This is a genomic window from Bifidobacterium asteroides (genome assembly GCF_003202695.1).
Lineage (GTDB): Bacteria > Actinomycetota > Actinomycetes > Actinomycetales > Bifidobacteriaceae > Bombiscardovia > Bombiscardovia asteroides_G.
Genome location: NZ_QGLL01000009.1, coordinates 48,535 through 74,621, shown reverse-complemented (window position 1 = coordinate 74,621; position 26,087 = coordinate 48,535). Strand labels below are relative to the sequence as shown.

The window sequence follows — 26,087 nt, the reverse complement described above, 5'->3', positions numbered from 1 at the left end:
CCCTTCCATGAGAGAATAGGGAACATGTCCGTATCGCTGATTGTGCTTATCGTTATCGTCCTGCTGATCGTGCTGCTGGTCATCTGGGGCATCAGCATTTACAACGGCCTGGTTAACCTGCGTAATCGCGTGGCCAATGGCTGGGCGCAGATCGACGTTCAGCTCAAGCAGCGTGCCGATCTGGTGCCCAATCTGGTCCAGACGGTCAAGGGCTACGCCTCGCACGAGTCCACTGTTCTGGAGGAGGTGACCAAGGCCCGCGCCGATGTGGCCCAGGCCCAGACAGCTGGTGGGGACCAGATGCAGGCACGTGCCGATGCCGAGCAGCGGCTGGGCCAATCTCTGGTCACTCTGATGGCTCGGACGGAGGCCTACCCGGAGCTCAAGGCCAACCAGAACTTCATGGATCTGCAACGCCAACTCAAGGATCTGGAGGACAAGATCGCCTACGCCAGGCAGTTCTACAATGACGTTGTCCAGAAGTTCAACACCCGCATTGAGACGGTTCCCTCCAACATCATCGCCTCGCTTTTCCACTTCCGTCAGGCTCAGTACTTCCAGACTGACGAGGGCAGCCGCCAGGCGCCCGTTGTGGACTTCGGACAGTGAACGCACCAGCAGCGTCCTCCAGCAAGCCGGTTGCAGGCCACCCCTTCTGGAGCACCTCCCGCTTTTTCCGAGCCTTGGCGCTGGCTCTGGTGGCAGCCTTGGTGACGTGTCTAGCCACTGCCCTGCTGGTCTTTAATAGGAATCAGCCCGACCTGGTATACGATTCAGTCGATTACGATGTCCAGGTCCTGGGCAATGGCGATTTGCGTATCAGCCAGAACCTTACCGTCACTATGAATTCCCGTGAGGATGGCAATGGCGATGAACGTCCTTGGCGGGAGCTCTACCAGCGCTATCAGATCAAGCCTGACCGGCTGACCGGTATAAGCGACATAAGCGTGAGTGATCTGACCAACGGCTCCGCATATAGGCAGGCCGACCCGCCGAAGGATCCTGATAACCTCGATCAAGTTCCCGACTGGGACAAGACCATGGCTGGCACCTGGTATATGGGCACGGTCTCGGATTCGGGGCTGGAATCCTACAATCCGGGCGATGCGGGCCAAGGCTCCGCCTGCGGCGATCAAGGAAACCAGTGCCAGGTGGAGCTGGGCTGGAACATTCCACAGACTGCCAAGGATTCAGGGCGGCGCTTCCGCATTGACATGACCTTCCACGGGGTCACCACTGCCCATCCCGATGTGGCTGAATTCCAATGGGAGCCTGTAGGCGGCACCAACCAGATTCCCGTTGAGCATATGAGCGCCAATGTCAAGCTTCCCAAGCAGACAGGAACGGAGAAGGGCAAGGACGCCAAGGCCTGGCTACACTTCGCTGGCAGGGGCTCCTACCAGGTGGGGGATGACAGCCGCATCCAATTCTCCGCAGACCGCATCGAGCCGGGCCAGCATTTGGATTTGGTGGTGCTCTTCGATGCGGGGAGGACTTCCTCGGTGGTCAGGACCGACTCTCAGCCGGCACGTGACCGCATTGTCGAGCAGGAGCGCCAGCAGTACGAGCGCTGGCACGCTGAGCAGACCAGACGGGCGCGGATCGGACTTTTGGCTGGCGTCCTGGCCGTGCTGGCTGCTATCGCGCTGATTGCAGTGATGCTCTGGCAGGCCTTCCGCACCTATGGGGACTCCCAGTACCGAGGCGATATTATCTACTACCGTCAGCCTCCTGGTCTGTCACCGGCTGTGGCCGCCGTTGTCAATGATCTGATGCTGACCCGAGAATCCCCTATCGGCAGACAACTGTCAGCCACCATTCTCTCGCTCGCTTCCAAACGTGCCATTGCTCTGATCCCGGTTAAGCATGAGGGCCGAGCGAATTCCGGCGGAGGATCCGTGACCAAGGCGATGCGCTCGCTGCTCCATAAAGGCAAGAAGCAGTCCATGGAGGTGGTTATCAATCCGGTCTGCAGTCAGGATCGAGCCTCCCTGGCTCTGTCCTTCAGCGAGGAAGCCTGCCTGACCATGCTGGAGGGTGCCTGCGCCATGATGGGCTCCGAGGATAAGCGCTTCGACCTATATGAGATGATCGCGCTCTTTTCCAGTACCGAAGCCGGTCCTGGCAGGCTCTACCTGAAGACTTTCGATAAGGCTGTCAAGTATGAGACCAACAATGCCGACCTGCGCGCCTACCGCCATGGTATAGGGGTCCTGGCCTTCCTGGCCGTGCTCTTGGCTGCCTTCATTCTGCTGGCCGGATTCCTGCCGGGCACTGTGCTGGTGCGTGCGCCCTTGGCCGTGCTTCTGGTGGCCGTGGCAGCATTCTCCGTGCGCTATGGCTGTTCGCAGGTGCTCAGCAGGAATGGGCAGCTCATGGCCGGCCAGGTGTCAGGGCTTCGGCGTTATCTGCTGGACTTCAGTGATTTCAGTCATCGGGGCGTGGAGGATCTGGTGCTCTGGGACCGTTACCTGGTTTACGCTGCGGCCTTCGGCATCAGCGACCGAGTCGTTACTCAGCTGGCTCAGTCCAGCCCTGAACTGACCGACTATGCCTGGCTGAATGACAATGCTCGCGGCAGCCTGCTCTACTGGACCTTCCTGCCGTATAGTCAGAATGTTCCGGCGGCTTCCTCTCTGGGTGGCTCTGAAGTATTGGCTGCCAATTCGCTGCTCGGTCAAGGCGGCGTTATTGATCTGGGCACTCAATTGGCCCAGGGACTCGAACAGATCGGCGGCCTGATCGGTCAGGCCAGCGGCAATGGCCCTGGCAGCGGTGTTGGTGGGTTTGGCAGCGGCGGTGGTTCCTTCGGTGGTTCTGGCGGTGGTTCCGGTGGTGGTTCCTTCGGCGGCCGCTGAGACCGGGCCGCCAGCTAAGCTCGATGGGAGGCCGGCGGCATCGGAGTCGGCCTCAATCTACAAGACGGGAGTACATGCATGACATCGTCGATGCGGGCCTTGGGGCCCTTTACTACGACAGCGGTCGGACTGGGCTGCATGGGATTGTCCATCGAGGGCAAGCCGGACCGGGCAACGGCCATCGATGTCATCCACCAGGCCCTGGATGCCGGTTGCCGGCATCTGGATACCGCCTGGTCCTACTACGAATCAGGCGGCCCTGAGCAGACCAATGAACGACTGGTTCGCCAGGCTTTGGACTCCTGGCAGGGACCTCGTCAGGATGTGCTGGTGGCCACCAAGGTGGGACATTACCGCAACTTCACCGATGGTCGGCCCACCTGGGCTGTGGATGGTCGGCCGGAGAGCCTGATCCAGCACGCCAAGGAATCTGCCCAGGCCCTGGGCGTGGACACCATCGACCTGCTCTACCTGCACCGGCCCGATCCGCAGGTGCCCTACCAGGAATCACTGGAGGCCATGGCCGAGCTGGCTAAACAGGGCGTGACTCGGACCCTGGGCGTCTCCAACGTAGACATCGAGCGGATGGACCTGGCCCATCAGATTCTGGGCGATGACCTCGTAGCCGTGCAGAACCAGTTCTCGCCTACCTTCACCAGCTCCCGCCAGGAGTTGGACCATGCTGCCGAACTGGGGCTGGCCTTCGTCTGCTGGAGCCCCCTGGGAGGCTTCCGAGCGCCCAAGGACGAAACCCGTTATGATGCCTTCCGGCAGGTGGCCCAGGAGCGCGGGGTCTCCCACCAGCGCGTGGTCCTGGCCTGGGAGCTGTCGCAGAACCGCAACGTCTTTGTGGTTCCCGGGGCTCACAGGGCGGCCACCATTCTGGACTCCCTGCAGGCGGTCGACATGGAGCTGAGCAACGAGGAGATGGACCGTCTGAACCGGGCGGCGACTGCATGAGTCTCGAGTCCCAGCCAGTCGAGCAGGATGCTCAGAGCGTTCAGAGCGGTGAATCCTGGGATCGGGAACGGACCTTGCTGGACAGCAGTCCCCTGGCGGCGCTGGACGGTCAAGGCCGTCCGATACCCGTCACCATTCCCATAGCCTTGGCGCCAGGAGTCAAGGTGGTCTACACCACCAGGCTGGGCGGGGTCTCCTCGGGCGATTATGCTCAGCTGAATCTGGGCGGCAAGGGCGGCGATGACCCACAGGCAGTGGCTGCTAACCGTCAGGCCCTGGGTCGTCAGTTGGGCCGCACCATAGTTCTGGTGGACCAGGTCCATTCGGCCCGAGTCTGGGATGCCGATCAGGCTCAGCCCCTTGGGCGCTGCGAGGCTGATGCACAGGTGACCACCCGTCGTGACCTGGCCTTGGGCATCTTCGCTGCTGATTGCCTCCCTGTGCTTTTGGCCGACTCCAAGGCCGGCGTGATGGGGGCGGCCCACTGTGGCCGTCGTGGTTTGGTTGCCGGAGTCATTCCGACCACAGTCCGGGCCATGGCCGGCAAGGGCGCTGACCCTTCCCGGATCGTGGCGACCCTGGGGCCTCGGATCTGCGCTGCCTGCTATCAGGTGGGCACGGACCTGGCTGATGACTTCGAGCAGCGTTTCCCCGGCGCATCCGGCCCCTGTCGATTCGGCGGAATCGCCATTGACATCGCTTCCGCAGCCAGGATGGAGCTGAAAGCGGCGGGAGTGACGCGGATCGTTGACTCCGCCCCCCGGGTTGGGGCTGCCACCAGCTATCTGCGTCAGGATCCGGACATGGGAGAATTGTGCGACCAGGATCGCGAAGGTCCCTCCCTGTCGAAGCGTCTTGAGGATCTGCGTCGACCGCTGTGTACCTTGGAGAACCCGCTCTGGTACTCCCACCGCAGGGCCTCGCTGGCCGGCAAGGCGGGGGAGGGCCGCATGTTGGCCCTTATTTTGGCCGATGCCTGAAGATGCAGGGTTGATTGATCCTGCCGCTGGCAATTTGGGCAGGTGTCTGGTGCAGATTTTCGGTGCAGATAGCGCCGGGTCTGCGCCACTTTTCTCTGCGGCGTGAGTACCGTTGAACCTATGAGTGAGAGCAGAGCGTCAGCAGCCCCGTCCGAGGCGGATCAGGACAACGAGGAGCCGGAGGAGCAGCGCAAGCCTGTTGTGGCGGTGATTCTGGCGGCCGGGCTGGGCGTTCGTTTCGACCAGAACAATCCCAAACAGCTGGTGCAGGTAGGCGGCAAGCCCATCATCGCCTGGTCCATCGAGGCCTTCCAGGCTAATGCCCGCGTCACCGACATCCTGGTCGTGGTCAATGATCGAGTGCGAGAGGCTGTCGAAACCATTGTGGGCGATGACACCTACGACAAGGTTCGCATGGTCATCAAGGGCGGCGTCGAGCGCATGGATAGCACCGAGGCGGCCCTGCAGGTCCTGGCCGAGGCGGAGATTCCGCAGGATGCCAAGTTGCTCATCCACGATGCGGTACGGCCCTTCGTCGCCCAAGAGTCCATCGATGGCTGCATCGATGCCTTGGATACGTTCAATGCCGCGACCGTGGCCGTGGCCTCGACCGATACCATGCTGATGGCCGGCGACCTGGGTGAGCGCAAGGTGGTGCGTCAGGTGCCTGACCGTGACAATATGTTCCGGGCTCAGACCCCGCAGGCCTTCCGTTTTGGCACCCTCCGCAAGGCCTATGACCTGGCCGCTGCAGATCCCAACTTCCATCCCACCGATGACACCCGGGTGGTGGTGGACCGCCTGCCCGACGAGCCGGTGGCCATTGTGGCCGGCAGCGTGAACAACATGAAGATCACCCTGCCTTCGGACGTACCCATGGCTGAATTGATTGCAGGCTCCCTGGCCGGGTGAAGCCCTGTGTACCATGGGGCACATGGAGCAGATCAAGGTCATCGTCGCCGGATACGACCATTACGAGGGTGTTGATGTCAACCCCTCATATCAGGTCTCACAGGCTCTGGCCGATCATGGCATGGAGGGCATGCGGCCAGTCGGCCCCACCGAGGAGGATCCTCTGGAGGGCGTGGACTTGGCGATTTCCTCCGTCACCATGCCCGTCAGCTTCGCCAAGGCCTGGCCCATACTGCATGAGGCCATAGAGCGGGTGCAGCCCGACATCATCATCGCCACAGGGCTCAAGCGTCGGGCTCGTGGAATCGCCATGGAGCGTTGCGCAGTCAACCTCAAGGAGGATGACGCTGACGATGCGGATGACCGTCAAAATTCCGGGAAGCAGGAGCCTCGGGGTATCGTCTGCGAGACCGGCCGCCAGCCTATCGATCCCCAGGGTCCAGCCGCCTACTGGACTCGCCTGCCCTTGAGAGCCATCCTGCATGACTTCGGCACCTGCGGCATCCCCGCCACGCTGAGCTCGGACGCGGGCACTTATGTCTGTAACGCGCTCTTCTACAATTTGCTGGCATGGGCTGCTGGTCATACTGATGTCCTGGCGGGGTTCGTCAGCCTGCCCCTGGTCAACGAAGGCGGCGGCCAGGAGTGGGGTCTGCCTCTGAACCAGCAGATACAGGCTGTGCGCGAGGTGGTCAATGAGACCATCCGCTACTACCGGAGACCCTCCTCCAGCCCCATTCTTATTGCCTAAGACCGGTATGTAAGGTCAATGTGTCGGCGATACGTCCGACAGCGAGTTTCGACGGATCATAGGGTAGAGTTCAAGGTAAAACACCCGGCCGAAGACACCCTTGTCGCGGGCCGGCATGTCCTGGTGACGAAGAGGAGCATTTTCATGGCCGAAGATCAATTTCCCGTTGTCCTGCGAGGCTATGACAAGGAGCGGGTCGACCAGGCCCTGGCGGCCTCGCGGAGCAATCTGGCCCGGCTGCGTCAGCAGATCAAGACCGATGATGATCGCATCCTGAAGCTGGAGGCAGAGCTGCAGGAGGTCAAATCCCGCAAGGTTGAACAGCCTCGCAACTCCTTCGCTTCCCTGGGGGCCAATGCCCAGCAGCTGCTGGCTTCGGCCGAGCAGACCAGCACTGAGCTGCTCAACCGCGCCAAGCAGGATGCAGCATCCGCTAAGACCTCCGCCCAGGAGAAGGCAACTACCCTGGTCAACGAGGCTCGCCTTGAAGCCAAGCGCATCGTGGACGAGGCCAGCGCCAAGGCCAAGTCGATCGTTGAAGCCGCCAATGACGAAGCCAAGACCGTCACCACAACCGCCAAGCAGCAGAGCGAACAGAGCAAGACCGCAGCCGATAAGGTCGTGGCCGAACGCCGCCAGGCTTTGGATCTGGAGCTGCAGAACTCCCGCGAGGAGCATGAGAAGCGGCTGGCTACCAGCAAGGCCACCCAGGACAAGGAGCTATCCGAACAGAAGGCCAAGGTCGCCAAGGAGATCGCTGACAAGCGCCGCAAGAACGACGAGGAGATCGCCAAGCTCAAGAAGGATGCCAACGATCAGATCCAGAAGGCCCTGGCGGAGGCCAACAAGAAGCTTGCCGATGTGCGTGAGCAGGTCTCCAAGAGCCTGAATGATGCCCGTCGTCAGGCCTCGGAGATCACCGACAAGGCTCAGTCGGAGGCTCAGCAGATTGTGGACGAGTCCAAGGTCACCAGTGCTCAGACCATGGCCAAGGTCAACGCCGAGGCTGAGCAGATCCGCTCCGACATCGCCGCCCAGCAGGAGGATGCCACCAAGAAGGTGAGCGAACTCCTCAAGAGCCTGGAGGAACGGCGAGTCAAGACCGAGAAGGAGACGCAGGAGCTGATCGAACAGGCCAAGGTCACCCGCAAGGATGCTGATTCGTTCGCATCCTTCAAACGGGAGGAATCCGAGCGCAAGGCCAGCCAGCTGCTGGAGGAGGCCAAGCAGCGCGCCCAGGCCGAAGTCGACGCCCATCGCAAGGCTGCCCAGGCTGAGCTGGACGGGCTTAAAGACAATATCGCCATGCTGCAGCACCGCGAAGCCACCATCACCGCTCGGGTCGACGAGCTGAGGAACATCTTCTCCAAGTCCTTTGGCAACTTCGACGGCTTCCACGAAGAGGCTGTGGTCAAGGACCAGGACGAGGGGCAAGCGCCTAGCATGCCCGTGGTCAATGCCGTGCCTGCTGCAGTTGCGCTTCCGGCTCCTGCTTCTTCGGCTTCGGTGGCTTCTTCGAAGGCTGAAAGTGAGGATCAGACCGCCGACCAGTCAGTTGCAGACGCGCAGAAAGAAGACCCTCAGTCATCGGTCGATTCCGTGGCGGCGAACCAGCCTGCTGATGACGTAGCGAGTGATTCCGACGGCGATTCAGCGAATGAGGCCAGCACGGCTGCGACCGCCCGACCTTCGGCCAATATGCCGACTCAGGTCCTGCCCTCTCCGGCGCCGAGCATATTGCCCAAAGCACCCGCCAAGACTGATGATGCGCCGGCTCGGGCTAAAGACGGACGGGTGGAGAAGGCGGTCGCGGACCAGGAGACTACGATCATTCCGCGCATCAAGGGTAACGCTACCCCGACAGATGGGGACTGATCAGCAGACGGCATTATTCTTCAAGACCGGGTCGCAGGCATGATCTGCGACCCGGCCTTTATCTTGCCTGGGAGCTGCCTGGCCGCAGGCCGAAACAGGCACGGGTGTCAATCTCGATCCAAGCCCTTGCTGTGGCCTAGAGTCGGTGACAAAGGGGTGCAGGCCAAAGGTCACAGGGTTGGGGGACATCATGCAGCAGCCGAATCAGTCATCATCAGATTCACCTGCCACGGAGTCGATCGAGACGGGCGCGGACAGGCAAGGAGGACCGAGCACAGCCCCGTGGTCCCCATCCTCATGGGGCGCCCAGGTGCGTCGCGGGGTGGACCTGCAATCCCTCTACGCCATAGTGTATTTGGTGGTCGCCAACCTGATTGCCGGGGTTCTGAATCTGCCCTCAGTGGCTGCAGCCCTGGGCATCGCCCGCCAGCCGGGGCTGGGCGATCTGCTGGGCGATCTGGTCATGTTGGTCTTTCTTTTCGGCACCCGTGGCCAGGATCTGCTTGGCCGCGGCTCCCACCCTGTCCAGTACAAGGCTCAGACCAATCCAGGACCGGCCGTGCTGATCGGGGCCATCCTGCTGATCATGCTGGCCAGCAGCATCGAGATCGGCTTTACCTGGGTGGTCAACCAGGGATCCCAGGCTCTGGGGCTGGTCTACCATTCCACCACTTCCCAGATAGCGGCGGGCCAGCATGGGTTCCTGTCGCCCCTTGATACGGCTGTTCTGGTGCCCATCGTCGAAGAGCTCCTGCTGCGCGGCGTGGTCATGGGCCGACTGCGGCCCTACGGACGGACCTTCGCCATCGTCACCTCCTCCTTTATCTTCGCCTGTCTGCACGGAGACATCACCCAGAGTCTGTTCACCTTCCTGTTGGGTCTGGTTCTGGGCGTCGTCGCCATGGAATACTCCATCCTCTGGTCCATGGCTCTGCATATCTTCAACAACCTGGTTCTGGCTGATGCCATGATGTGGCTGACCCAGACGGTGCCTGCCCGCACCGCCATGATGATCAACCAGGGAATGACCCTTCTGGGCCTGGTTGGAGGACTGGCGGTCCTCTGGCTGATTCGGGGACGCCTGGCAGACCATCTGCGCGCCAATCGTTCACGCTCCGGCACCTATCGGGGTTGGATCTCCCTTGGGTTGGCCGTCCTGGTCGTTCTGGCCGCGATCAATGCGGCCCAGCGCTTTTCCTTGGCTTGACATAGGTACAGCTGTCCACATCCTCCACCAGGCGAATCCCCGATGACCGATTCCCGCTATGCTGGATGCAGGGATGCAGATACATCCGCATGAAAGGAAACAAGGACAGACCGTATGACATCAGTACTGACACCACTGGATCAGACCCGTTTGGAGGGCCTGCGCTCCGCTTTCGATGGTCGAGAGGCCAACCACGTCGCCATGAACGCCGTCACTCAGGTAGGCATCGACGAAGTGGCCCACAACTATAATCGCTCCCGCCTGCTCCAGCACCGATTTTCGGTCAGCATCGATAACGGCACGGTCACCTCGCAGGCTCATTCCGGTCGCTGCTGGCTCTTCAGCTCGCTGAACGTGGCCCGGTTCGTGGCTCGCAAGGCTCTGAACATTGATGGCGAAAGCACTGCCAATCCTATGGGCGACTTCGAGCTGTCCCAGAACTACGCCATGTACTATGACAAGCTTGAGCGCGTCAACTACTTCCTGCGCGACGTGGCTGCCCTGGTGCGTGCCGGCGAGCCAGTCGACTCCCAGCTCATGCGCTTCCTGATGAGCGATGTCATGGGCGATGGCGGCCAGTGGATCATGGCCATGAACATCTACAAGAAGTACGGTGCGGTGCCCAAGCAGTTCTATCCCGAGACCGCATCCTCCCAGAACACCAGCCAGATGAACGATCAGCTGCGTCGTCTCCTGCATCAGGCCACGGCTCACATGGTGGCCAACCCGGACAGCATCGACGAGATCATTGATCGGACCCTGGAGGCTGGTCACCGTATGCTGACTATTCATCTGGGCACCCCGCCCACCAGCTTCGACTGGGAGTGGACCGACAAGGACGGCGTCTTCCACCGGGATGGGCGGATCACTCCGCAGGAGTTCTGGAAGCGCTACGTGGATGCCGGACTTGAGGACTATGTCTGCCTGGTTGATGATCCGCGTCCTGAGCATCCCAAGGGTCGCAAGATCGGCATCGAGCACCTGGGCAACGTGGCTGGCGGCGATCCCACCGAATATCTGAACGTTCCTGTGGAGGTCATGAAGGACTGTGCCCGTCGTCTGATGAGCGAGCAGGGCCTGCCGGTCTGGTTCGGCGCCGATTGCCATCCCATGATGGACCGCAAGGCCGGTCAGTGGGCCACCGACCTGTTCGAGTATGGCCGGGTTTACGGTGTGGACTTTGACATGGACAAGGAGCAGCGGGTGCGCTTCGGCGATTCGGCCCAAAACCATGCCATGGCATTCGTGGGAGTGGATGTGGCCGACGACGGCCGTACCACCAACCGTTGGCGCGTTGAGAACTCCTGGGGGAGCGACATCGCCAACAAGGGCTACTTCACCATGAGCGACGACTGGTTCAGCCAGTATGTCTACGAGGTGGCCGTGCCCAAGTCCATGCTGTCTGACCAGTATCGTCAGGCCTTCGACCAAGAGGCCATCATGCTGCCTGCCTGGGATCCCATGGGTGCCTTGGCCTGAGCAACTGTACCTATTTCCATATAACTGTTCGTTCCCGTGAGTCTCTAAGGGTCGCGGGAACGGACCGTCTGCAGTGGCCCGGATGTGGGCGGTCATAAGGAATTCGGGCATGATCGTTGAAGTATGACAGAGAGGAGAGCGACCGTGGCATTCGTCAAGGAACCGGATATCATCCCGGAAGAGGAGCGGCAGTATTTTGCCGATACGGCCGTCTTTCCCGAAACGGTGGATGTCAACATCCGTCAGTTGGATCCCATCCCAGCGCCCAGGGTCTTTTTGCGTTCGCGCCCATTGGACCAAGAGCGAATGGGGCTTGTCCGTGATTCCCGCCAGGCCATCCGGGAAGTTCTGCATGGACGCGATGACCGGCTTCTGGTCATCACCGGGCCCTGCTCCATCCATGACCCGGAGGCTGCACTGGAGTACGCTCGTCGTCTAGCGGCTGTCAATGAGCGGTTGAAGGATCGGCTGCTGATCGTCATGCGGGTCTACTTTGAGAAGCCCAGGACCACGGTCGGCTGGAAGGGCCTGATCAATGACCCCGACCTGGACGGATCATTCAACATTCGCAAGGGGATTCGCCTGGCCCGTCAAGTGCTCTGGCAGGTCCTGGGCCAGGGGATTCCGGCGGCCACGGAATGGCTGGATCCCATCACTCCACAGTATCTTTCTGATGCGGTCAGCTGGGGGGCCATCGGCGCTCGGAACACGGAGAGTCAGGTTCACAGGGAGCTGGCCAGCGGCATGTCCATGCCCATGGGCTTCAAAAACTCGACCGAGGGCAGCGTAGAGGCTGCGGTCGATTCCTGCTTGGCTGCGTCCTCTGAGCATCACTTCCTGTCCATCAACCTGGACGGTCATGTCATCGCTGCTGAGACTAGGGGCAACCCGGACTGCCACCTGATTCTGCGTGGTTCCAGTCACGGTCCCAACTACGATCCCGAATCCGTCCGGTCCGCCCTGGAGGCCATCCACCAGGCGCCGCTGGGCCCTGGCGCCTGTCGGGGTCTGATCGTTGATGCCGCCCACGGCAACTGCGGCAAGGACCCCGTACGTGAAGCCCAGGTGGTCGAGGAGTTGGCAGACCGTCTCGCCAACGGCGAGCAGGGCCTGTCGGGCATCATGATGGAGAGCTTTCTTGAGAGCGGCCACCAGAAACCGGCCCCACTGGATCAGCTGGTCTTCGGCAGATCCGTCACAGATGCCTGCATCTCCTGGGACAGGACCGAGGAACTGCTGCAGATCCTGGCCGATGCCGTCCAAGCTCGTCGAGAGGTCCGGTCCTGATGGGTGGACAAGGAGAAGGCATGAGTCGGATGAAGGATGAGCCACAGGAGCCTCTGCCCCGACCCAGCAAGGCCTACGAGGTTGAACTGGTGCACAAGGCGCTGGCGGCCGGAGTCAATCCCTTGCAGACTGGGAACCTGCCCAGGTGGGAGGACGAGGTAGGCATAGGTCGGATCGTCAATAGACGGGTCTTTGAGCTTGACCGCTTGCCTTCGCCTGCGCAGATGCTGACCCGATACCCTCTGAATGGATCGGCTAAGGATCTGGTCATTCGCTCCCGGCAGGAGATTGTGGGCTGTCTGCATGGCCGGGATGACCGGTTGCTGGTCATTGTGGGCCCCTGCTCCATTCATGACCCGGAGGCTGCACTGGACTATGCCCGTCGTCTAGCGGCTGTCAATGAGCGGTTGAAGGATCGGCTGCTGATCGTCATGCGGGTCTACTTTGAGAAGCCCAGGACCACGGTCGGCTGGAAGGGCCTGATCAATGATCCCGACCTGGACGGCAGCCATAATATCCAGAAGGGCCTGGTCCTGGCACGGCGCATCCTGCTGGGCGTATTGGAAACCGGACTTCCGGCGGCCACGGAATTTCTGGAGCCTACATCGCCCCAGTACATCTCCGACGCGGTCAGTTGGGGGGCCATCGGGGCCAGAAACACGGAAAGCCAAGTGCATCGGCAGCTGGCCAGCGGCATGTCCATGCCCATCGGCTTCAAGAACGCTACGGATGGCAGTGTGGATGTTTCCATTGATTCCTGCTACGCGGCATCTCAGCGCCACACCTTCTTCGGGATAGACCATGAGGGCCAGGCCGCAGCCGTGGCGACCATGGGCAATCCCGACTGCCATCTGGTTCTTCGCGGCTCCAAGTCCGGACCCAACTATGATCAGGATTCAGTGCGGGCGGCTCTGGCCGTGCTGCGCCAGCGTATGCCCATGGATAGCGCGGCTGCCCACGGACTGATCATCGATGCCTCGCATGGCAATTCAGGCAAGGACGAGAGGCGCCAGATCCAAGTCGTTCGCGAACTTGCCCAGCGAATAGGCGACGGCGAGGAGGGCGTCACCGGCCTGATGATGGAGAGCTTCATACGTGGAGGCAATCAAAAACCGGCTCCGCTGGATCAACTGGTCTATGGGTGTTCGATCACCGACCGCTGTATCTCCTGGCCGGACACTCAGGAGCTGCTGGAGGAGCTGGCAAGCGCAGTGGACCGTCGCCGAAGCTCGGCTCGTTGATGCGAGGTCTGCAGTAGGCTGGTCGGGCCGCAGTTGCGGATGAAATCATGGATAAGGAGTCATGCATGAGCGAAACGGATGATCCTCTTGATGCCGAAAATCGACGCCCCATTGCTGTCATCGGAGCTATGGAAGAAGAGGTGGCCCTGATCGGTCGAGGTCTGGATCAGGCGGATCAGGATCCCCATGCCGGCGATGCCGGGCTGAAGGTCATATGCGGCACCCTTGATGGAGCACACGGTCCTGTGCGGCTAGCTGCCACTGTAGGCGGCATGGGCACCGTCAACATTGCAGCCACCACGCAGTATCTGATTGATGCCTTCCACCCCAGGGCTGTCATCTTCTCCGGCATTGCAGGGAATCTGAATAAGGACCTGCACATCAACGATGTGGTTCTTGGAGGCACCCTGCGCTATCTGGACACCGACATGCGATTGGTGGCCCAGTCGGCTCCCGGCACTGAGGAATTCCACTCGGACCCCCGCCTTCTGGATCTTGCCGGCCGAACCTTGGACTCCATGGGGATCAAACATATCGTCGGCACTATTGCGACAGGCAACTACTTTGTGGACAGCCAGGAAAAGACCGCCCAGGTCAAGAAGCAGACCGGAGCAGATGCGGTCGAGATGGAGGGGGCGGCAGTCTGCCACGTGGCGGCGCGCAACAAGGTCCCGGCCTTGGTGATCCGCGCTCTGAGCGACAACGCCGATACCGACTACGAGGTCTTCCGAGAGTTCGACATCTCCGAATATGCCGATACCGCCGCCAGACTGGTGCTGGGTATCGTACGCGAACTTTAAGCGCTGACCGGCAAGGATTTCTTGTTTGAGCGCCTTTATGCCTGTCGAAGGCCGTTGACCGTGGGTTGGCGGCCTTCGCTTGCGCACTCATTGGCTAATGATTCATTGGCGGCCTGCTTATTGCGGCCACTTTGGCCTTGGCCGGCTCTTGGATCAGCCAGATGTCAGTTGCGCCATGCAGACTCTGAGCAGACGCTGCCTACTCGTCAGTCATATCGGCAGCTGATCCCCTGTCAATGGGCGCGGGCTCTATGCAGACGTGCTCGATGCGCTGGTCCGGGTCTTGTATCCGCCGCACCTGCAGGCGCAGGGCGGCGATCGCCAGAGCCCGGGCCGAGGATTGCAGTGCAGTCAGGCGTCCGGTGCAGCCGCAATCGTGGTCATGAATAGATCGTTGGGGATGCGGCAGCCCTGTCTTTCCAGAGTCTGGACCAGAGCGATGGATAGGTAGTCAGGATGGACCAGGACAGGCGTGGTGTGCGTCTTCAGAACCGTCTGGACGATCTGTTCTGCATCCTCGGCGGCATATGGCTGCTTGCCCTTGAGCAGGAAGGTCCGTTCAGGTCTGCATCCCTCGTTCATCATCATATGCCAGCCTAGCTTGATATCGCCTGCGGTGGGGGGCGCTGCCCAGAGCCATTCCCACCCGATGGTGGCCGTGCTGACGGGAAGCGTTGCAGTCCTCGACGAACCCCGATTTGGGTGGTCGACATGAACCGAGTCGAAGAATCCGGTCAGACATTGGGGCTGATGACGCTCCAGAATGGTACCTGGCAGTTGGTTCTCGGTCAGCCATTGCCAGGTTTCCGGCGCGACATTCGGTTCGATGTGGGGGCCATGATCAGTCCAAGCATCTGTGGATCGTCAGCCAGATCATCCAGGATATCTGCCTCGGGAAGGGTTTCATAGGAGGTTTCCTGAGCAATGATCTTCATGCCGAATTTTTCGGCCGTCATACGTCTGATGGCATCGGTCGCTGAGGGTCAGATGAAGCTGGGTTCAGGCAGGGATCCCGATCCGGCTTCTACGAACGACACCTGCTTTATCCTGGCTGGAGGATTGATCCATGGCAAGGCTTGGCAAGCCGGCGCTGGTTTTGCCCTTGGCGCTTCCGCTGCAGCTGGTTCTTGCTTGTTCACCGTGTCGACCGGTTTGGTCGCTTGGAACCATCATGGGCAGGTAAGCCAGCAAGGGTTTACCTAGGGACTGTGATGAATCCGGAAGGCGAGAAGGGTCGCCTTGTCCGGCCTCTTCAGGCAGCGATGGATTCGACAGCAAGACCACAACGATCATCACCTTTGCAGGATGGTCTTTGGATATGACCCCTGAGTTCAAGACTTCCAGCCAGATGGGCGGCGACCTGGTCGACTGGCCGCCCGTTGAACGCGATGGATATGTCTTCGGTCGTGTCGGCACGGTCGTCAGCGCACTGGTCAGTGCTGCCTATAAAGCCATGGCTCGTCTCCTATGGGCGTTTGGCCGTCACAGCCGATCCGCCCATCTGGCAGAGGCGTCCCGGAAAATGCAGCTTGCCTTGGATGAGCGGCTCTACGATCCAGTGGTCGGCGCCTAACGGGATGGCCTGCAGCGCCTATACGGCCGCTGTGCTTCTGGGTGGGCTTTATCGATCAGGCCGAGGGACTGGTGTTCCGGCTCTGTTCTCGGCAGGGGAGGGCTGGGGCACCTTGAAGCACATGCTGGACCAGGGCGCTGGAGACACCATGAAGGCCTGGGACCCATCGACCAAATCCAACACCGCTTATTCGCACCCCTAGCAGCCTCGCCTGTCTGGCTGATTCCCAGCGGGCTGATGGGGCTGCGGCCATTGAAGCCCGGATATCGTCGTTGCGGCCTCTCAGCCTGGAGGTCTGGCCCAGGTCGAGTCGACCATGCCCGTGTCCACTGGAGACATCCACCTGTCCTACAGTTTCAAGGCAAGCGCGGATGCCAGGCCCGGGTACGCTCTTCTGCCGGGCATCGATCTGGAATTGCTGGGTGCTCCAGGGCTGACGGGGTCATCTGGTCATCCCTCCTGTGCTCGGCGTCAGACTAGGGGCCGGGTCGAAGTCTTGCTGGACGGGTCGCCAATCATGCTGAAGGCCTTGGACGCCGAGAGTGGGGTAGCCGGCATTCGTTGCAGAGCAGGATCCCCGGTTATGGATGCGCTGCTCTGCGTCCATCACCATCTGATGGTGCCGTACTCACAGACTTATAGATTTGTAGACTTGACGGTCCTTATGGATCTGTGTACTATAAGCGTTTGCATACCAAAGACCGTTGGTCGGGACCCTTGGGTCTCCTAAGTTCGGTTGATCGAGCCAGCACAGGTTGAGTTTTAAGCCGGTCCTTATGACCTATTTTTGCTCTGCCTGTTGTCGGCAGGGCTTTCTTTTTGCCTGCCATGCTCGGTCGTCCGGCTCCCTCCATAGGTCTGTCTAGGAAGGAACGCCATGAAAAGGCCCGAAAAGGAAGAGGCTGTCGCCAGGCTGACGGACAAGTTCCGTGACGCCGACGCCATCATCCTCACCGAGTACCGCGGGCTCAGTGTTCCGCAGGTCGCCGATCTGCGAAACAAGCTAGGCCGCGATACTTCCTACAACGTGGCGAAGAACACGCTTGCCCGGATTGCGGCCAAAGAGGCCGGAGTCGAGGGTCTCGATGAGATGCTTGCCGGCCCCTGCGCCATCACCTTCGTCAAGGGTGATTACGTCAATGCCGCCAAGACGCTGCGTGATTTCGCCAAGGACAATCCGGCACTGATCGTCAAAGGCGGCTTCATCGATGGAGCCGTTGCCGACGCAGATGCCATGGAGAAGATCGCGGATCTGGAATCCCGCGATGTTCTGCTCTCCCGGATGGCCGGCGCGCTCAAGGGCACCATGTCCAAGGCCGCCAACCTGTTCGTCGCTGTGCCTACCAAGGCTGTGCGCACGTTCGACGCCCTGCGCGAGAAGCAGGAAAAGGCCGCCTGATTCCAAGGTTTCGCCCCTGGATTCATACGGCAAATACAAGAAGATGTTCGGTGACCGGCCTACCAGTCAATGCCGGTTGCCACAAATGAAAGGAAGCCATTATGGCCAAGCTCTCCGCTGACGAGCTCATCGACGCGTTCAAGGAAATGACTCTGGTCGAGCTGTCCGACTTCGTCAAGAAGTTCGAGGACGAGTTCGACGTCGAGGCCTCCGCCCCCGTGGCCGTGGCCGCTGCCGCCCCCGGTGCTGCTGCTCCGGCTGAGGAGGAGAAGACCGAGTTCGATGTCGTCCTCTCCGCCGTCGGCGACAAGAAGATCCAGGTCATCAAGGCCGTCAAGGCCATCACCAACCTCGGTCTGGCCGATGCCAAGGCTCTGGTTGACGGTGCCCCCAAGGCCGTCCTGGAAGGCGCCAAGAAGGAAGACGCCGACAAGGCCAAGGCCCAGCTGGAAGAGGCCGGCGCCACTGTCGAGCTCAAGTAGTCATCGGCTCTTCTGAGCCTTTGCATCCGGGAAAGCCCTGCACTGTCACTGACGGTGCGGGGCTTTCCATAATCCTGTGTGGACGTGCGCGCAGGAATGGTTGTGCTGCCCAGCGCAGAGCTGATCCACACAGGTGTGCATGGGCGGGTCTGCCCCAGTTGCAGCGATCGTGGTTTCGGCCGCTCAGGAGCATAGACGCAACTATCCAATTGCGATGATCGAAGTTGATCCAGACAGTGTGTTCATGTTTGGAACCGCTGCTAAGCTAAGCCCCTGCCCTATCGACCGTGACGCCGATGCCCAGGTATGACAGCGATAGGGCGATCATGACCATAACTTTTACTCAGGATCGTGGCCTCCGGAAGATCTGACCGATCGACGCCGGCCCCTGCAAGCCCCTCCAATGGGGAGAAGCCCATGAGCGCCGAGCCCATCGTCATTGATCCCTGCCAGCGTCATCAGCACTGAATCAGGGCCGTGGCCGCCATCAGCGATGTCGCGGCCTCGCTGATCTGGGGGCGGTCAGACCGTACAGCAAAGACACGCCCTTCTGGACGACATGTTCAACCCTGACAAAGGGTGGCCATCTGCGCTTCAACGAGTGGACCGGCAACGGCTATGATCCACTTGAGGAGCCATAGAGGGGGTCCATGCTCGTTATTTCGCCCGCTACATCAAAGAGATGGAAGCCATAGGCATCCCTATCCGGGCTGTTACGGTGCAGAACGAACCCTCCAACGCCCCTCCTGGCCGGCCATGACCTGGACTCTGGCCCAGCGGGGAGAATTCGCTGCGCTGTGATGTCTGCAAGCCTCTCATGTGTCCGTTATCAGTCAATTCGGCACGCAATCAACTCTATCTCTGGGTTTCATGACAGAATAGGCGATAGTACCGAGTGAAGTCGGCTGCAGATTTGGGAGGTCGAAAACGTGAGTGACGATCGGCGACCGGGGCAGGTGTGGATAATCAAGTTACATGGGGCGGAAGAAACCAGGCTCAAGCCCGGCGAGACCGTCGAGATTGGCCGTAAGCCTCTGCGTCCGCTGGCTGATGACGGTCGGCGTCGTCTGGAGGTGTCCGATAGCACCAAATCCATGTCCAAACGGCATGCCGTTTTCGCCATAGATCAGGACGGTCTGGCTACCTTGCGCGACATGGGTTCCACCAACGGCTCCTATCTGGTCCAGCCCGATGGATCCTTGGTCAGGCTGCCTGTGGATGCCGCCTTCCCCTTGTCCGGCAGCTCGGCTCGATTCCAGTTCGGCGATGTTCCTGTCGATTTCGTGCGAATCAGCAATCCCGAAGAGGATCAGACCAATTCCTCGTTCCATGTGTCTGACCTCTTTTCATACTCCGCACAGCCCCGTGGCATGGTGGAGCCTGATGCCGCTGACATGTCCGTCGACGATATTCTGGATATGCGCGCCGGTGAGCCTACTGGCATCTTCAAGGCTGATGGGGTCCGCAACCGGGTCGCTGCTTTGCACGACATGGCCTTGGGGGCCGCCAAGGCAAACGATTCGTCCCAGGAGGCCAGCAGAATTTCGCAAGATCATTCAGAGCCTGCGCACGTCGCTCGCAGTTTGGAGGATAATCCGTCGTCGCCTTTGACTGATAAATCAGCACCCGCAGATTCGCAAGGCTCACAAGCGCAGCATCCCGATTCAGCCCAGCAGGGTCAGAGCGCCGAAAGACCTGTTGATACCGGCGTGGCAGACGCTCAGGCATCAGGCCATCACGGTGCTCATGCCGCTCAGCCGGATGGCAGGGAATTCGAAGATCGTGGGGTTGACCGGCCTGGAAAGTACTCCCAGGCCCAGGGCTCTCGTGCCGAAGTCGGCCGATCTCTGCCATCGCAGGAGCACGAATCCAAGCAGGATCTGCCGCTGGTCGGTACGCAAGAGGAGAACAGCCAGCCGGCCGACCGCAACCTTTTCGCTGATGCTCGTCATTCCCGTTCAGCTGAGCCCACCACTGAACAAGGCGGCGATGACAACACTGATCGCGATGGTCGCTCGGCTTCAGGCCGTAAGGGCTATGCAGCCGGCCAGTCCAGACAAGGCCGATGGGGTGAAACTGACTCGGTCCAGGGGTTCACTCCGCTAGGGGCTGTGGAGCTGGCCCGCCTGTCCAAGAAGGCATCGGAGCAGGCCCGGCGTCCTGAGCCAGCGGATAAGCCGGATGAAGACGCCCAGCGTTATCAGCCGGCCTTTGAGCCCGGATCCGTCTTCGAGCGGATCTCCAAGGGTGACTATGACCATGACCGGGAAACCATCGAAGTAGACGGGATGAGCTCCGATGATGCCAAGCGCACAGGGGACTTCGCTCTGCAGTTCGCCATGGCCAAGCATCGGCAGCTGCTGCCTTTCCTGGCTATGAACCCGTCTCTTTATGATGATCTTTACGCTTGGCTGGAGGCTCAGGGCGATCGCGACATCGACGCGGCCCTGCGCAACAATGACGGGTACCACAAATATCTGAACACGGTGCGGGAGTGAGTGAAGGGATGAGCGATACGGTAATGAGCACCGGGATATCGGAACAGAGCACAGGGGCTGAAGATGCACAAGCATCAACGGCCGGCTCTTTGTCCGATCGCGCAGCCGAACAGGTCAAGGCTCCGTTGACTCCTCTGGAGCGAATTCGAGGATGGCGCCAGGACTATCAGAACCAAGTGGGACTGACACCTTTGGAGAATGTGTCGCAGCTGGCCGCGCAGATGGACCTGACGCATGCGCATCCTTCAGGAATTGCCCAGCTCTTCGCTAGCGGCCAGGTCCATCTGGATGCGCTCTTCCGAGACCGCGGCATGCTGCGTGCCGCCCATCGGCGCATGGAGCGGGTTCTGGATGATCAGGCCGCCAAGGAACGTGCAAGCGGTTTTGCACAGCTCTCCATGGTGGTGGGGGTTGCTGCCTGGCAGGGGTGCGACATGCCTGTGCTGCTCTATCCCGTGAGTATTGACGAGAGCACGCAGGGGGCATCCAGAGCCTCCATCAGATTCACTGGTAAAGTGGGCCTTAATCCTGCCTTGATCTCTGCCATGCGCGAGCGGGGCATCACCTTGGATCCGGACCGCCTGTTTTCCGCCTCCCACTATCAGGGCGGCACACCTGAAACTTCATCGCTGTTCAAGGATATGACGGCCTTGATCACGCCGCATATCAGCGACTTCATCATCGAACGGAAAATCGTTCTGGGATGCTTTATCGAGCCATCGGCCCAGCTGTTGGGTGAAAGCCTTCGGATTCTGGACCGGATGACCGCGGGGTCCACCGGCAACGACCTGCTGGATGCCTTGGCTGGCGACCAGCTAGCCTCCGAGCGGATCAAGGGCGGACCTGTGCCCGGCTATAGCCCCTTTGATGCCGACCCTCACAGCGAGTTCGAGGCAGGAGATGTGGACAACCAGGTCCGTTATGCCGCCCAGTTGGTGGCGACCGGGCACAGCGTGCTTGTGGATGAGCAGACCGGCCGCCACAGCGCTGAGGATGCCTTGGCCATTGCCTCGCGCTGTGTTGCAGCTGGCAGAACCGTGCTCTATGTGCCCTGCGTGGTGGAGGAGAAGCGGCGCTTCCAACATTGTCTGGATGCTGCGGGAATGGCCAGCATGGCCCTTGACCTGACCGACGACCAGCTGGGCAGGAGCCTAGATCAGCGGCTGATCGATGCGGTGGGGTTCAAACCCGGCAAGGCCAGCGAACACTTCGACCAGGTGGCTGACGAACTTGTTGGTGTCCGTTCCAGGTTGGCCCGTTACTTGGGGGACCTGCACGGGGTGGATTCGAGCTGGGGGGTTTCGGCCTATCAGACCATTCAGAATCTGGCCAATATTGCCAATATGCCTACGCATCCTGCCACCCGTGTCCGTCTGGGCGCGGCCACGGCCCACAACCTGCAGCCCGAGTTGGATACCTGGGCAGACAAGCTGGAGAGGGCTGCCAAGCTGGGCGAATTCGTCATTGGCCCCCAGGACACTCCTTGGTTCGGTGCCACCTTGATCAACGAGAACGAGGCTGTGGACGCGTACTCTCGTGTGGTTCGTCTTCTGCAGCGGCTTCTGCCGGAAACCCGTGAGCAGGTCAAATCAACTGTAGAGACCTGTGGGTTCCCTGTGCCGGCATCCGTCAAGGATTGGGGGCGGCAGGTGGTGGTTCTCAAGAACCTGCGCCGGGTGCTGGATGTTTTCCAGCCTTCTATCTTCGAACGCGATATTCCTGCAATGATTGAAGCCACCAAGTCCAAGGATGATCGCAAGGCCAACGGATCCAATCTGGGATTCTGGGAACGCCGACGTCTGGTCAAGGAAGCCAAGAGACTGCTCAGGCCTGGTGCTCAGGTCGAGGATCTGCATAAGTCGCTGGTGGTGGTCTCCAAGCAGGCCGAGCAGTGGCGGACCTTTGTGCCCCATGGCGGCTGGCCGGTTCTGCCGCCTAAGCTGGATGTCATCATCGACACACAGGAATCCCTGATCCGTGATATGACGGCTCTGGATACCGTTCTGGCTTCGACTCCGGCAGGCGGCGATCTGGAGACCATGGACTTCAACAAGGCGGAGGAACGGCTCAAGGCCCTCTTCGACGACCATACAGCCCTGGATACCTTGCCTGAGCGTTGCACTTTGGAGGGCGAATTCAGCAAGGCGGGGCTGGCGGACCTGGTCCAGGACCTGCGCAATCGCCAGGTGGAGGGCAAGGCGGTACGGGCCGAGCTGCAGCTGGCCTGGTGGACCACCGTCTTTGACGACATCATGCGTTCTTCGCAGATCATCTCCAACCAGGATGGTTCCGCCCTATCCAACGCAGCCGACCGCTTCAGCCAGGTGGATGCCCAGCATGTGGCCAGCATAGGACCTATGGTTGCCCAAGAGAGCGAGAAGCGCCTGTCCGAGCTGCTCTTCTCGCGCACCCAGGAGGCCAACCAGCTGCATACCATGCTGGCCGGAAACCCCGGTGCCTCCCTTGCGGTCTTCCAACAGGCCCACCCTGGCATACTTTCGGCGGCCAAGCCCATCATCATCGCGACCCCTGCCACGCTGGCGACTAGGACCAACCCGACACAGCTGGCCGATACGGTCATCATCGACGCCGGGGCCCATATGCCTTCCATTCAGGTGCTGACCGTGCTGGCTCGCGCCCGGCAGGCGGCCGTCATCGCTCACCGACCTACCGTCACATCAGATGGCCTCTTGCAGCTGGTCGATCATCTGGTCCCGGTCACCGTCAAAGCTCGTACTTCGCGCCGCTCCATTCAATTGGAATCCTTTCTGAAGGATCACGGGTATGGGGATCTGTCGGCACCTGTGCCCGATTGCCGTGAGCCTGGCAGGGTAACCCTGACCAGGGTGGATGGCGCTGGTGTCCCGGTCATGGCCACCGGGCTGGTCGAGTCCAGCCAACAGGAGGTCACTGCTGTTGTCGACATGCTCAGACGCAAGGCGAGATCCTTCTCTCTGGTTCCTAGCAGTTATCTGCTGACTGTGATCACGCTGTCCGCAACCCATCGCTCTCGGCTGGGAGCCGAGCTCAAGTCTGCAGCAGCCAAGGACAGGGCTTTCGCCAAGTTCCTGCGGCATGTGCGCATCGTCGGCATTGACGAGGTCTGCGGCGCGCGGGCAACGGACGCGATCCTGACCTTAGGCTTTGCCAAGACCGCCCACGGCCGCCTCCTGCAGCAATTCGGCGATCTGGAAGGCGAAGGGGGCAAGGGCATGCTGCTGGATTCCCTTGCGCTGCCGGATCGGAATCTGGACATCGTTGCGGCGTTCTCTGCTGAAGATCTGGAGGATGATCGTCTTCATCAGCCTGGGCCGCGTCTGCTCAAGGAGCTATTGATCTGGGCCGAGCATCCCGACGCTGAATCGGTACGGCCCGAGCAGGACGAACAGTCCACCAACGTGCTCTTCCGGGATCTGGCCCAGCGGCTGCGGACCCGGGGGCTGGACGTAGCCCTGGGCTATGGGTACGACCAGGCGCCCCGAATCCCGCTGGTGGTCGGGCTCAAGAACAAGCCCTATGCTTTGGCTGTGCTGACTGACGATGCCGAGTTCATGCACACCCAGTCCACCCGGGAGCGCCACCGGTTCACCACCGAAGATCTGCAGTATCTTGGGTGGTCGGTCATGACGGTCTGGAGCGTCTCGGCATTTGTCAATCCTGACAAGGAGGCTGACAGGATCGTTGCCCGACTTGCCGATATCTATCGGCAGGCGCGTTGATGGCACAAGCTTGGCAAGACCGTGGTAATCAGGTCGACGAATCCGCATCTCCGCCTGCGCGTCGGCATCGTCGGGTGGTTCGCCCCGGCAGGGAACGGTTCGATGTTGATGGCGTCGAGGAGGATCCCCAGGACCGGGTTTGTGCGCAGGATCGCATTGATGGGGATGACCGGCGAATCCTGGGCGAGCTGCCGCCGCACTGGGGACTCTTCCCCAACGAGCGTGATGACTGACTGCCGGTTCTAGTTCTGGCCCTTGGGCAGTCCGCTTCCAGGCTGTTGGCTGTCTGCACCCGTCGACTGGTGGATGTCGTCGGCGATCTGACGCAGCAGCTGCAGACTCTGGTCCTGAGGGCTGGGTGCGTTGGGCTGGTCCTTGATGCCGGAGGCCGCCCGGCTCAGCTGTCGCAGCTTGTTGATGGGCATGATGATGCAGAAGTAAACGGCGATGGCGATCAAGAGGAAGTTGAGCAGGGCCGTCAGAATGGCGCCGAAGGAGATGGTGGCGTTCCGGTAGCTGATGGTCAGGAGCCCCGACAGGTCTGGTTTGCCGAAGATCATGGCGATCAGGGGGCTGATCAGATTGTTGACGATGGCGTTGACCACGCTGGTCACCGCTGAACCCATGACCACGCCCACGGCCATATCCACCATGGACCCACGCGAGATGAACTGTTTGAATTCGCCCAGCATGCCCTTGTTGCTGATCTGCGAGATTTTGTGGACTGCTTCGGCGGTATCCTTGGCCGCCGCTTGATTGATCGAGGCCATCCTGCATCCTTCCGTAGCTGTGGTAAGGCATGGAAACCCCATGCCTCCTTCTTCCTCCATTATCGCGGGCCCAGGATGGTTTCGGTTTTCCGACATGATTGGAGGGTGTCGGTGCAGAGGTTCTGTCGGAGCGGATGGCAATGACTGGTGTAGATGGATCCAGTGATAGCAAAAGCAGAGCCTGACTGGGATCCAGGGCGAAGACGGACTGGGATCCTTGCCGGACTTGGCTGCTCTCCCGTCCTGCTAGATCGGTTCGATCCTTGTCGATGGCCTGAGCCGGTTGCAGAGTCAGTGCCTTTTCAGCTATCATGCAGCGCCCGCCGCCTGAGGTCTGCCCGGATGTCTGCGTGCGTGCGTCGTAGACTTGCTGGACTTGGTGAAGTCTTGGCTTCTCGTCAGAACCCTGTCGGTCTTGCGCGGAGGATTGTGACTGAGAACTCGGCTGGGCAGGATGCGGGTCGGCGCCAGCCGGGCAGTCCCCCGAGGCTAGCAGACTCACCTGGTCGCCAGCCTGCAGGTCACCCGGATCGTCGGCCAGGAGGACGGTCACCGGGGTGGTCCCGGGCGGCTGTGCTGGTCGTCCGCTGACCATGCTTGTCGTCAGCGGCTGCCCTTTATGAACGCTAATGGTCAGTCGCTGCCCGCGTACTTGTCCAAACGAGGAGATCAGGCCGGGCAGCTGCTCCCTGCTGTGCAGGATCCGCGTCTCAACCATGGCAGGTTCTATGACCGAACCACGTGCAATAGGCTGCGCGGCGACCAGTACAGGCAGGCGGCCTTGGACCTGGATCAGGATCTGCAGGGTGCAGAAGACCGCCAGTCCTAATGCCAGGGCGGCTCCCATGCGCCGCAGTCGAAAAATTCGCCGCCGACGGTTAAGGGATCCGGCGGCGGATGAGGGTGTGCCTTTGCGGGTGAAAATAGAAAAATCGACCATGCTCCCAGCCTGCCAGGATGCCGGCCTGCATATGGATCGGCATGGTCGATGTGGTCGAATGTGCCTTTCGGTCTACTGGCTACTTGTCGGAGCTTGAAGAGGAGGATGAGGCTCCGTCGGTTCGGTAGAAACCATGGCCTTTGAACTCAATGGGCACTGCGGAGAAGATCTTGCGGACCTGCTGCTGCCCGCAATTGGGGCAGATGGTGATGGGTTCGTCGTTGAAGGACTGCTCCTTGGTGAAGTCGTATCCGCAGCTCTTGCAACGATAGTGATAGGTGGGCACCGTTCTTTCCCTCCGCTGATGGTCGGTTCGCTCGACGATTGGTTCAACACCCAATATCCTAGTGCTGGCT

General features: G+C 60.7%; 24 protein-coding genes and 1 pseudogene. 20 read left to right on the top strand and 5 right to left on the bottom strand.

Features of this window, described 5'->3' with window-relative positions:
* Positions 1 to 24: 24 nt before the first annotated feature.
* From DKK75_RS06540 to mtnN, 12 genes are all read left to right on the top strand, one after another.
* Complete coding sequence (locus DKK75_RS06540) at positions 25 to 609, top strand: LemA family protein (RefSeq protein WP_110452632.1); 585 nt, start codon at positions 25 to 27, stop codon at positions 607 to 609.
* Positions 606 to 2,858 (top strand): DUF2207 domain-containing protein, encoded by a 2,253-nt coding sequence (locus DKK75_RS06535; protein WP_110452631.1) that lies wholly within the window; start codon positions 606 to 608, stop codon positions 2,856 to 2,858. Before DKK75_RS06540 ends, DKK75_RS06535 begins: the two co-directional genes overlap by 4 nt.
* 78 nt (positions 2,859 to 2,936) lie before the next feature.
* Positions 2,937 to 3,818 carry an aldo/keto reductase gene (locus DKK75_RS06530; protein WP_110452630.1) on the top strand — a complete coding sequence of 294 codons (882 nt, stop codon included), beginning with the start codon at positions 2,937 to 2,939 and terminating at the stop codon, positions 3,816 to 3,818.
* On the top strand, positions 3,815 to 4,798 hold the full coding sequence (locus DKK75_RS06525) for a polyphenol oxidase family protein (RefSeq protein ID WP_110452629.1): 984 nt from the start codon (positions 3,815 to 3,817) through the stop codon (positions 4,796 to 4,798). Before DKK75_RS06530 ends, DKK75_RS06525 begins: the two co-directional genes overlap by 4 nt.
* A gap of 120 nt (positions 4,799 to 4,918) precedes the next feature.
* The gene (locus DKK75_RS06520; protein WP_110452628.1) at positions 4,919 to 5,710 is read left to right on the top strand and encodes an IspD/TarI family cytidylyltransferase; all 792 of its coding nucleotides are present in this window, start codon (positions 4,919 to 4,921) and stop codon (positions 5,708 to 5,710) included.
* Positions 5,711 to 5,732: 22 nt separating this feature from the next.
* Positions 5,733 to 6,461, top strand: coding sequence for a pyroglutamyl-peptidase I (locus DKK75_RS06515; RefSeq protein WP_110452627.1), 729 nt, complete (start codon positions 5,733 to 5,735; stop codon positions 6,459 to 6,461).
* 144 nt (positions 6,462 to 6,605) lie between these two features.
* Positions 6,606 to 8,336 carry a cell division protein gene (locus DKK75_RS06510; RefSeq protein WP_110452626.1) on the top strand — a complete coding sequence of 577 codons (1,731 nt, stop codon included), beginning with the start codon at positions 6,606 to 6,608 and terminating at the stop codon, positions 8,334 to 8,336.
* 310 nt (positions 8,337 to 8,646) lie between these two features.
* Positions 8,647 to 9,543: a CPBP family intramembrane glutamic endopeptidase gene (locus DKK75_RS06505; protein ID WP_181414492.1), complete on the top strand. Its 897-nt coding sequence runs from the start codon at positions 8,647 to 8,649 to the stop codon at positions 9,541 to 9,543.
* A gap of 114 nt (positions 9,544 to 9,657) precedes the next feature.
* Positions 9,658 to 11,022, top strand: coding sequence for a C1 family peptidase (locus tag DKK75_RS06500; RefSeq protein ID WP_110452624.1), 1,365 nt, complete (start codon positions 9,658 to 9,660; stop codon positions 11,020 to 11,022).
* Between the two features lie 144 nt (positions 11,023 to 11,166).
* Complete coding sequence (locus tag DKK75_RS06495) at positions 11,167 to 12,309, top strand: 3-deoxy-7-phosphoheptulonate synthase (protein WP_110452819.1); 1,143 nt, start codon at positions 11,167 to 11,169, stop codon at positions 12,307 to 12,309.
* Positions 12,310 to 12,329: 20 nt separating this feature from the next.
* Positions 12,330 to 13,550 carry a 3-deoxy-7-phosphoheptulonate synthase gene (locus DKK75_RS06490; protein ID WP_110452623.1) on the top strand — a complete coding sequence of 407 codons (1,221 nt, stop codon included), beginning with the start codon at positions 12,330 to 12,332 and terminating at the stop codon, positions 13,548 to 13,550.
* Positions 13,551 to 13,615: 65 nt separating this feature from the next.
* On the top strand, positions 13,616 to 14,350 hold the full coding sequence (mtnN, locus tag DKK75_RS06485; protein ID WP_110452622.1) for a 5'-methylthioadenosine/S-adenosylhomocysteine nucleosidase: 735 nt from the start codon (positions 13,616 to 13,618) through the stop codon (positions 14,348 to 14,350).
* A gap of 351 nt (positions 14,351 to 14,701) precedes the next feature.
* Here mtnN and DKK75_RS06480 read toward each other — a convergent pair whose 3' ends face one another.
* Positions 14,702 to 14,938, bottom strand: a complete 237-nt coding sequence (locus tag DKK75_RS06480) for a hypothetical protein (RefSeq protein ID WP_110452621.1) — start codon at positions 14,936 to 14,938, stop codon at positions 14,702 to 14,704.
* A gap of 200 nt (positions 14,939 to 15,138) precedes the next feature.
* Positions 15,139 to 15,306, bottom strand: a complete 168-nt coding sequence (locus tag DKK75_RS08145) for a hypothetical protein (protein WP_181414491.1) — start codon at positions 15,304 to 15,306, stop codon at positions 15,139 to 15,141.
* 7 nt (positions 15,307 to 15,313) lie between these two features.
* Here DKK75_RS08145 and DKK75_RS06475 point away from each other — a divergent pair, with 7 nt between their 5' ends.
* The 8 genes from DKK75_RS06475 to DKK75_RS06435 all read left to right on the top strand — a co-directional run bounded on the left by DKK75_RS06475 (position 15,314) and on the right by DKK75_RS06435 (position 24,254).
* Entirely contained in the window at positions 15,314 to 15,553 is a 240-nt protein-coding gene (locus DKK75_RS06475; protein WP_146208624.1) for a hypothetical protein, read from the top strand.
* A gap of 115 nt (positions 15,554 to 15,668) precedes the next feature.
* A complete protein-coding gene (locus tag DKK75_RS06470; RefSeq protein WP_110452619.1) occupies positions 15,669 to 15,923 on the top strand; it encodes a hypothetical protein in 255 nt (84 codons plus the stop codon).
* On the top strand, positions 15,889 to 16,125 hold the full coding sequence (locus DKK75_RS06465) for a hypothetical protein (protein ID WP_146208623.1): 237 nt from the start codon (positions 15,889 to 15,891) through the stop codon (positions 16,123 to 16,125). Before DKK75_RS06470 ends, DKK75_RS06465 begins: the two co-directional genes overlap by 35 nt.
* Before the next feature lie 675 nt (positions 16,126 to 16,800).
* Positions 16,801 to 17,322 carry a 50S ribosomal protein L10 gene (gene rplJ, locus DKK75_RS06455; RefSeq protein WP_110452616.1) on the top strand — a complete coding sequence of 174 codons (522 nt, stop codon included), beginning with the start codon at positions 16,801 to 16,803 and terminating at the stop codon, positions 17,320 to 17,322.
* A 101-nt stretch (positions 17,323 to 17,423) separates the two neighbouring features.
* Complete coding sequence (gene rplL, locus DKK75_RS06450; protein ID WP_110452615.1) at positions 17,424 to 17,804, top strand: 50S ribosomal protein L7/L12; 381 nt, start codon at positions 17,424 to 17,426, stop codon at positions 17,802 to 17,804.
* 929 nt (positions 17,805 to 18,733) lie between these two features.
* Positions 18,734 to 20,302, top strand: a complete 1,569-nt coding sequence (locus DKK75_RS06445; protein ID WP_110452614.1) for a variant leucine-rich repeat-containing protein — start codon at positions 18,734 to 18,736, stop codon at positions 20,300 to 20,302.
* Between the two features lie 8 nt (positions 20,303 to 20,310).
* A complete protein-coding gene (locus DKK75_RS06440) occupies positions 20,311 to 24,021 on the top strand; it encodes a helicase (RefSeq protein WP_110452613.1) in 3,711 nt (1,236 codons plus the stop codon).
* Entirely contained in the window at positions 24,021 to 24,254 is a 234-nt protein-coding gene (locus tag DKK75_RS06435) for a hypothetical protein (RefSeq protein ID WP_110452612.1), read from the top strand. Before DKK75_RS06440 ends, DKK75_RS06435 begins: the two co-directional genes overlap by 1 nt.
* Positions 24,255 to 24,263: 9 nt before the next feature.
* On the opposite strand, the gene mscL is transcribed toward DKK75_RS06435, so the two are convergent.
* The 3 genes and pseudogenes from mscL to DKK75_RS06420 all read right to left on the bottom strand — a co-directional run bounded on the left by mscL (position 24,264) and on the right by DKK75_RS06420 (position 26,017).
* The gene (gene mscL / locus DKK75_RS06430) at positions 24,264 to 24,791 is read right to left on the bottom strand and encodes a large conductance mechanosensitive channel protein MscL (RefSeq protein ID WP_110452611.1); all 528 of its coding nucleotides are present in this window, start codon (positions 24,789 to 24,791) and stop codon (positions 24,264 to 24,266) included.
* A 646-nt stretch (positions 24,792 to 25,437) separates the two neighbouring features.
* Positions 25,438 to 25,509: pseudogene (locus DKK75_RS08405) on the bottom strand (hypothetical protein); the annotation flags it as partial.
* 301 nt (positions 25,510 to 25,810) lie between these two features.
* Positions 25,811 to 26,017 (bottom strand): FmdB family zinc ribbon protein, encoded by a 207-nt coding sequence (locus DKK75_RS06420; RefSeq protein WP_110452610.1) that lies wholly within the window; start codon positions 26,015 to 26,017, stop codon positions 25,811 to 25,813.
* Between the last annotated feature and the right edge of the window lie 70 nt (positions 26,018 to 26,087).

Bases quoted from the DNA above. Each gene is read 5' to 3' on its own strand.
- DKK75_RS06515 (WP_110452627.1), top strand. From the start codon at position 5,733: ATGGAGCAGATCAAGGTCATCGTCGCCGGATACGACCATTACGAGGGT.
- DKK75_RS06480 (WP_110452621.1), bottom strand. From the start codon at position 14,938: ATGATGATGAACGAGGGATGCAGACCTGAACGGACCTTCCTGCTCAAG.
- DKK75_RS06470 (WP_110452619.1), top strand. From the start codon at position 15,669: ATGACCCCTGAGTTCAAGACTTCCAGCCAGATGGGCGGCGACCTGGTC.
- DKK75_RS08145 (WP_181414491.1), bottom strand. From the start codon at position 15,306: ATGACGGCCGAAAAATTCGGCATGAAGATCATTGCTCAGGAAACCTCC.
- DKK75_RS06530 (WP_110452630.1), top strand. From the start codon at position 2,937: ATGACATCGTCGATGCGGGCCTTGGGGCCCTTTACTACGACAGCGGTC.
- DKK75_RS06490 (WP_110452623.1), top strand. From the start codon at position 12,330: ATGAGTCGGATGAAGGATGAGCCACAGGAGCCTCTGCCCCGACCCAGC.
- DKK75_RS06510 (WP_110452626.1), top strand. From the start codon at position 6,606: ATGGCCGAAGATCAATTTCCCGTTGTCCTGCGAGGCTATGACAAGGAG.
- DKK75_RS06520 (WP_110452628.1), top strand. From the start codon at position 4,919: ATGAGTGAGAGCAGAGCGTCAGCAGCCCCGTCCGAGGCGGATCAGGAC.
- mtnN (WP_110452622.1), top strand. From the start codon at position 13,616: ATGAGCGAAACGGATGATCCTCTTGATGCCGAAAATCGACGCCCCATT.
- DKK75_RS06435 (WP_110452612.1), top strand. From the start codon at position 24,021: ATGGCACAAGCTTGGCAAGACCGTGGTAATCAGGTCGACGAATCCGCA.
- DKK75_RS06500 (WP_110452624.1), top strand. From the start codon at position 9,658: ATGACATCAGTACTGACACCACTGGATCAGACCCGTTTGGAGGGCCTG.
- DKK75_RS06525 (WP_110452629.1), top strand. From the start codon at position 3,815: ATGAGTCTCGAGTCCCAGCCAGTCGAGCAGGATGCTCAGAGCGTTCAG.
- DKK75_RS06440 (WP_110452613.1), top strand. From the start codon at position 20,311: ATGAGCGATACGGTAATGAGCACCGGGATATCGGAACAGAGCACAGGG.
- mscL (WP_110452611.1), bottom strand. From the start codon at position 24,791: ATGGCCTCGATCAATCAAGCGGCGGCCAAGGATACCGCCGAAGCAGTC.
- rplL (WP_110452615.1), top strand. From the start codon at position 17,424: ATGGCCAAGCTCTCCGCTGACGAGCTCATCGACGCGTTCAAGGAAATG.
- DKK75_RS06475 (WP_146208624.1), top strand. From the start codon at position 15,314: ATGGCATCGGTCGCTGAGGGTCAGATGAAGCTGGGTTCAGGCAGGGAT.
- DKK75_RS06465 (WP_146208623.1), top strand. From the start codon at position 15,889: ATGAGCGGCTCTACGATCCAGTGGTCGGCGCCTAACGGGATGGCCTGC.
- rplJ (WP_110452616.1), top strand. From the start codon at position 16,801: ATGAAAAGGCCCGAAAAGGAAGAGGCTGTCGCCAGGCTGACGGACAAG.
- DKK75_RS06540 (WP_110452632.1), top strand. From the start codon at position 25: ATGTCCGTATCGCTGATTGTGCTTATCGTTATCGTCCTGCTGATCGTG.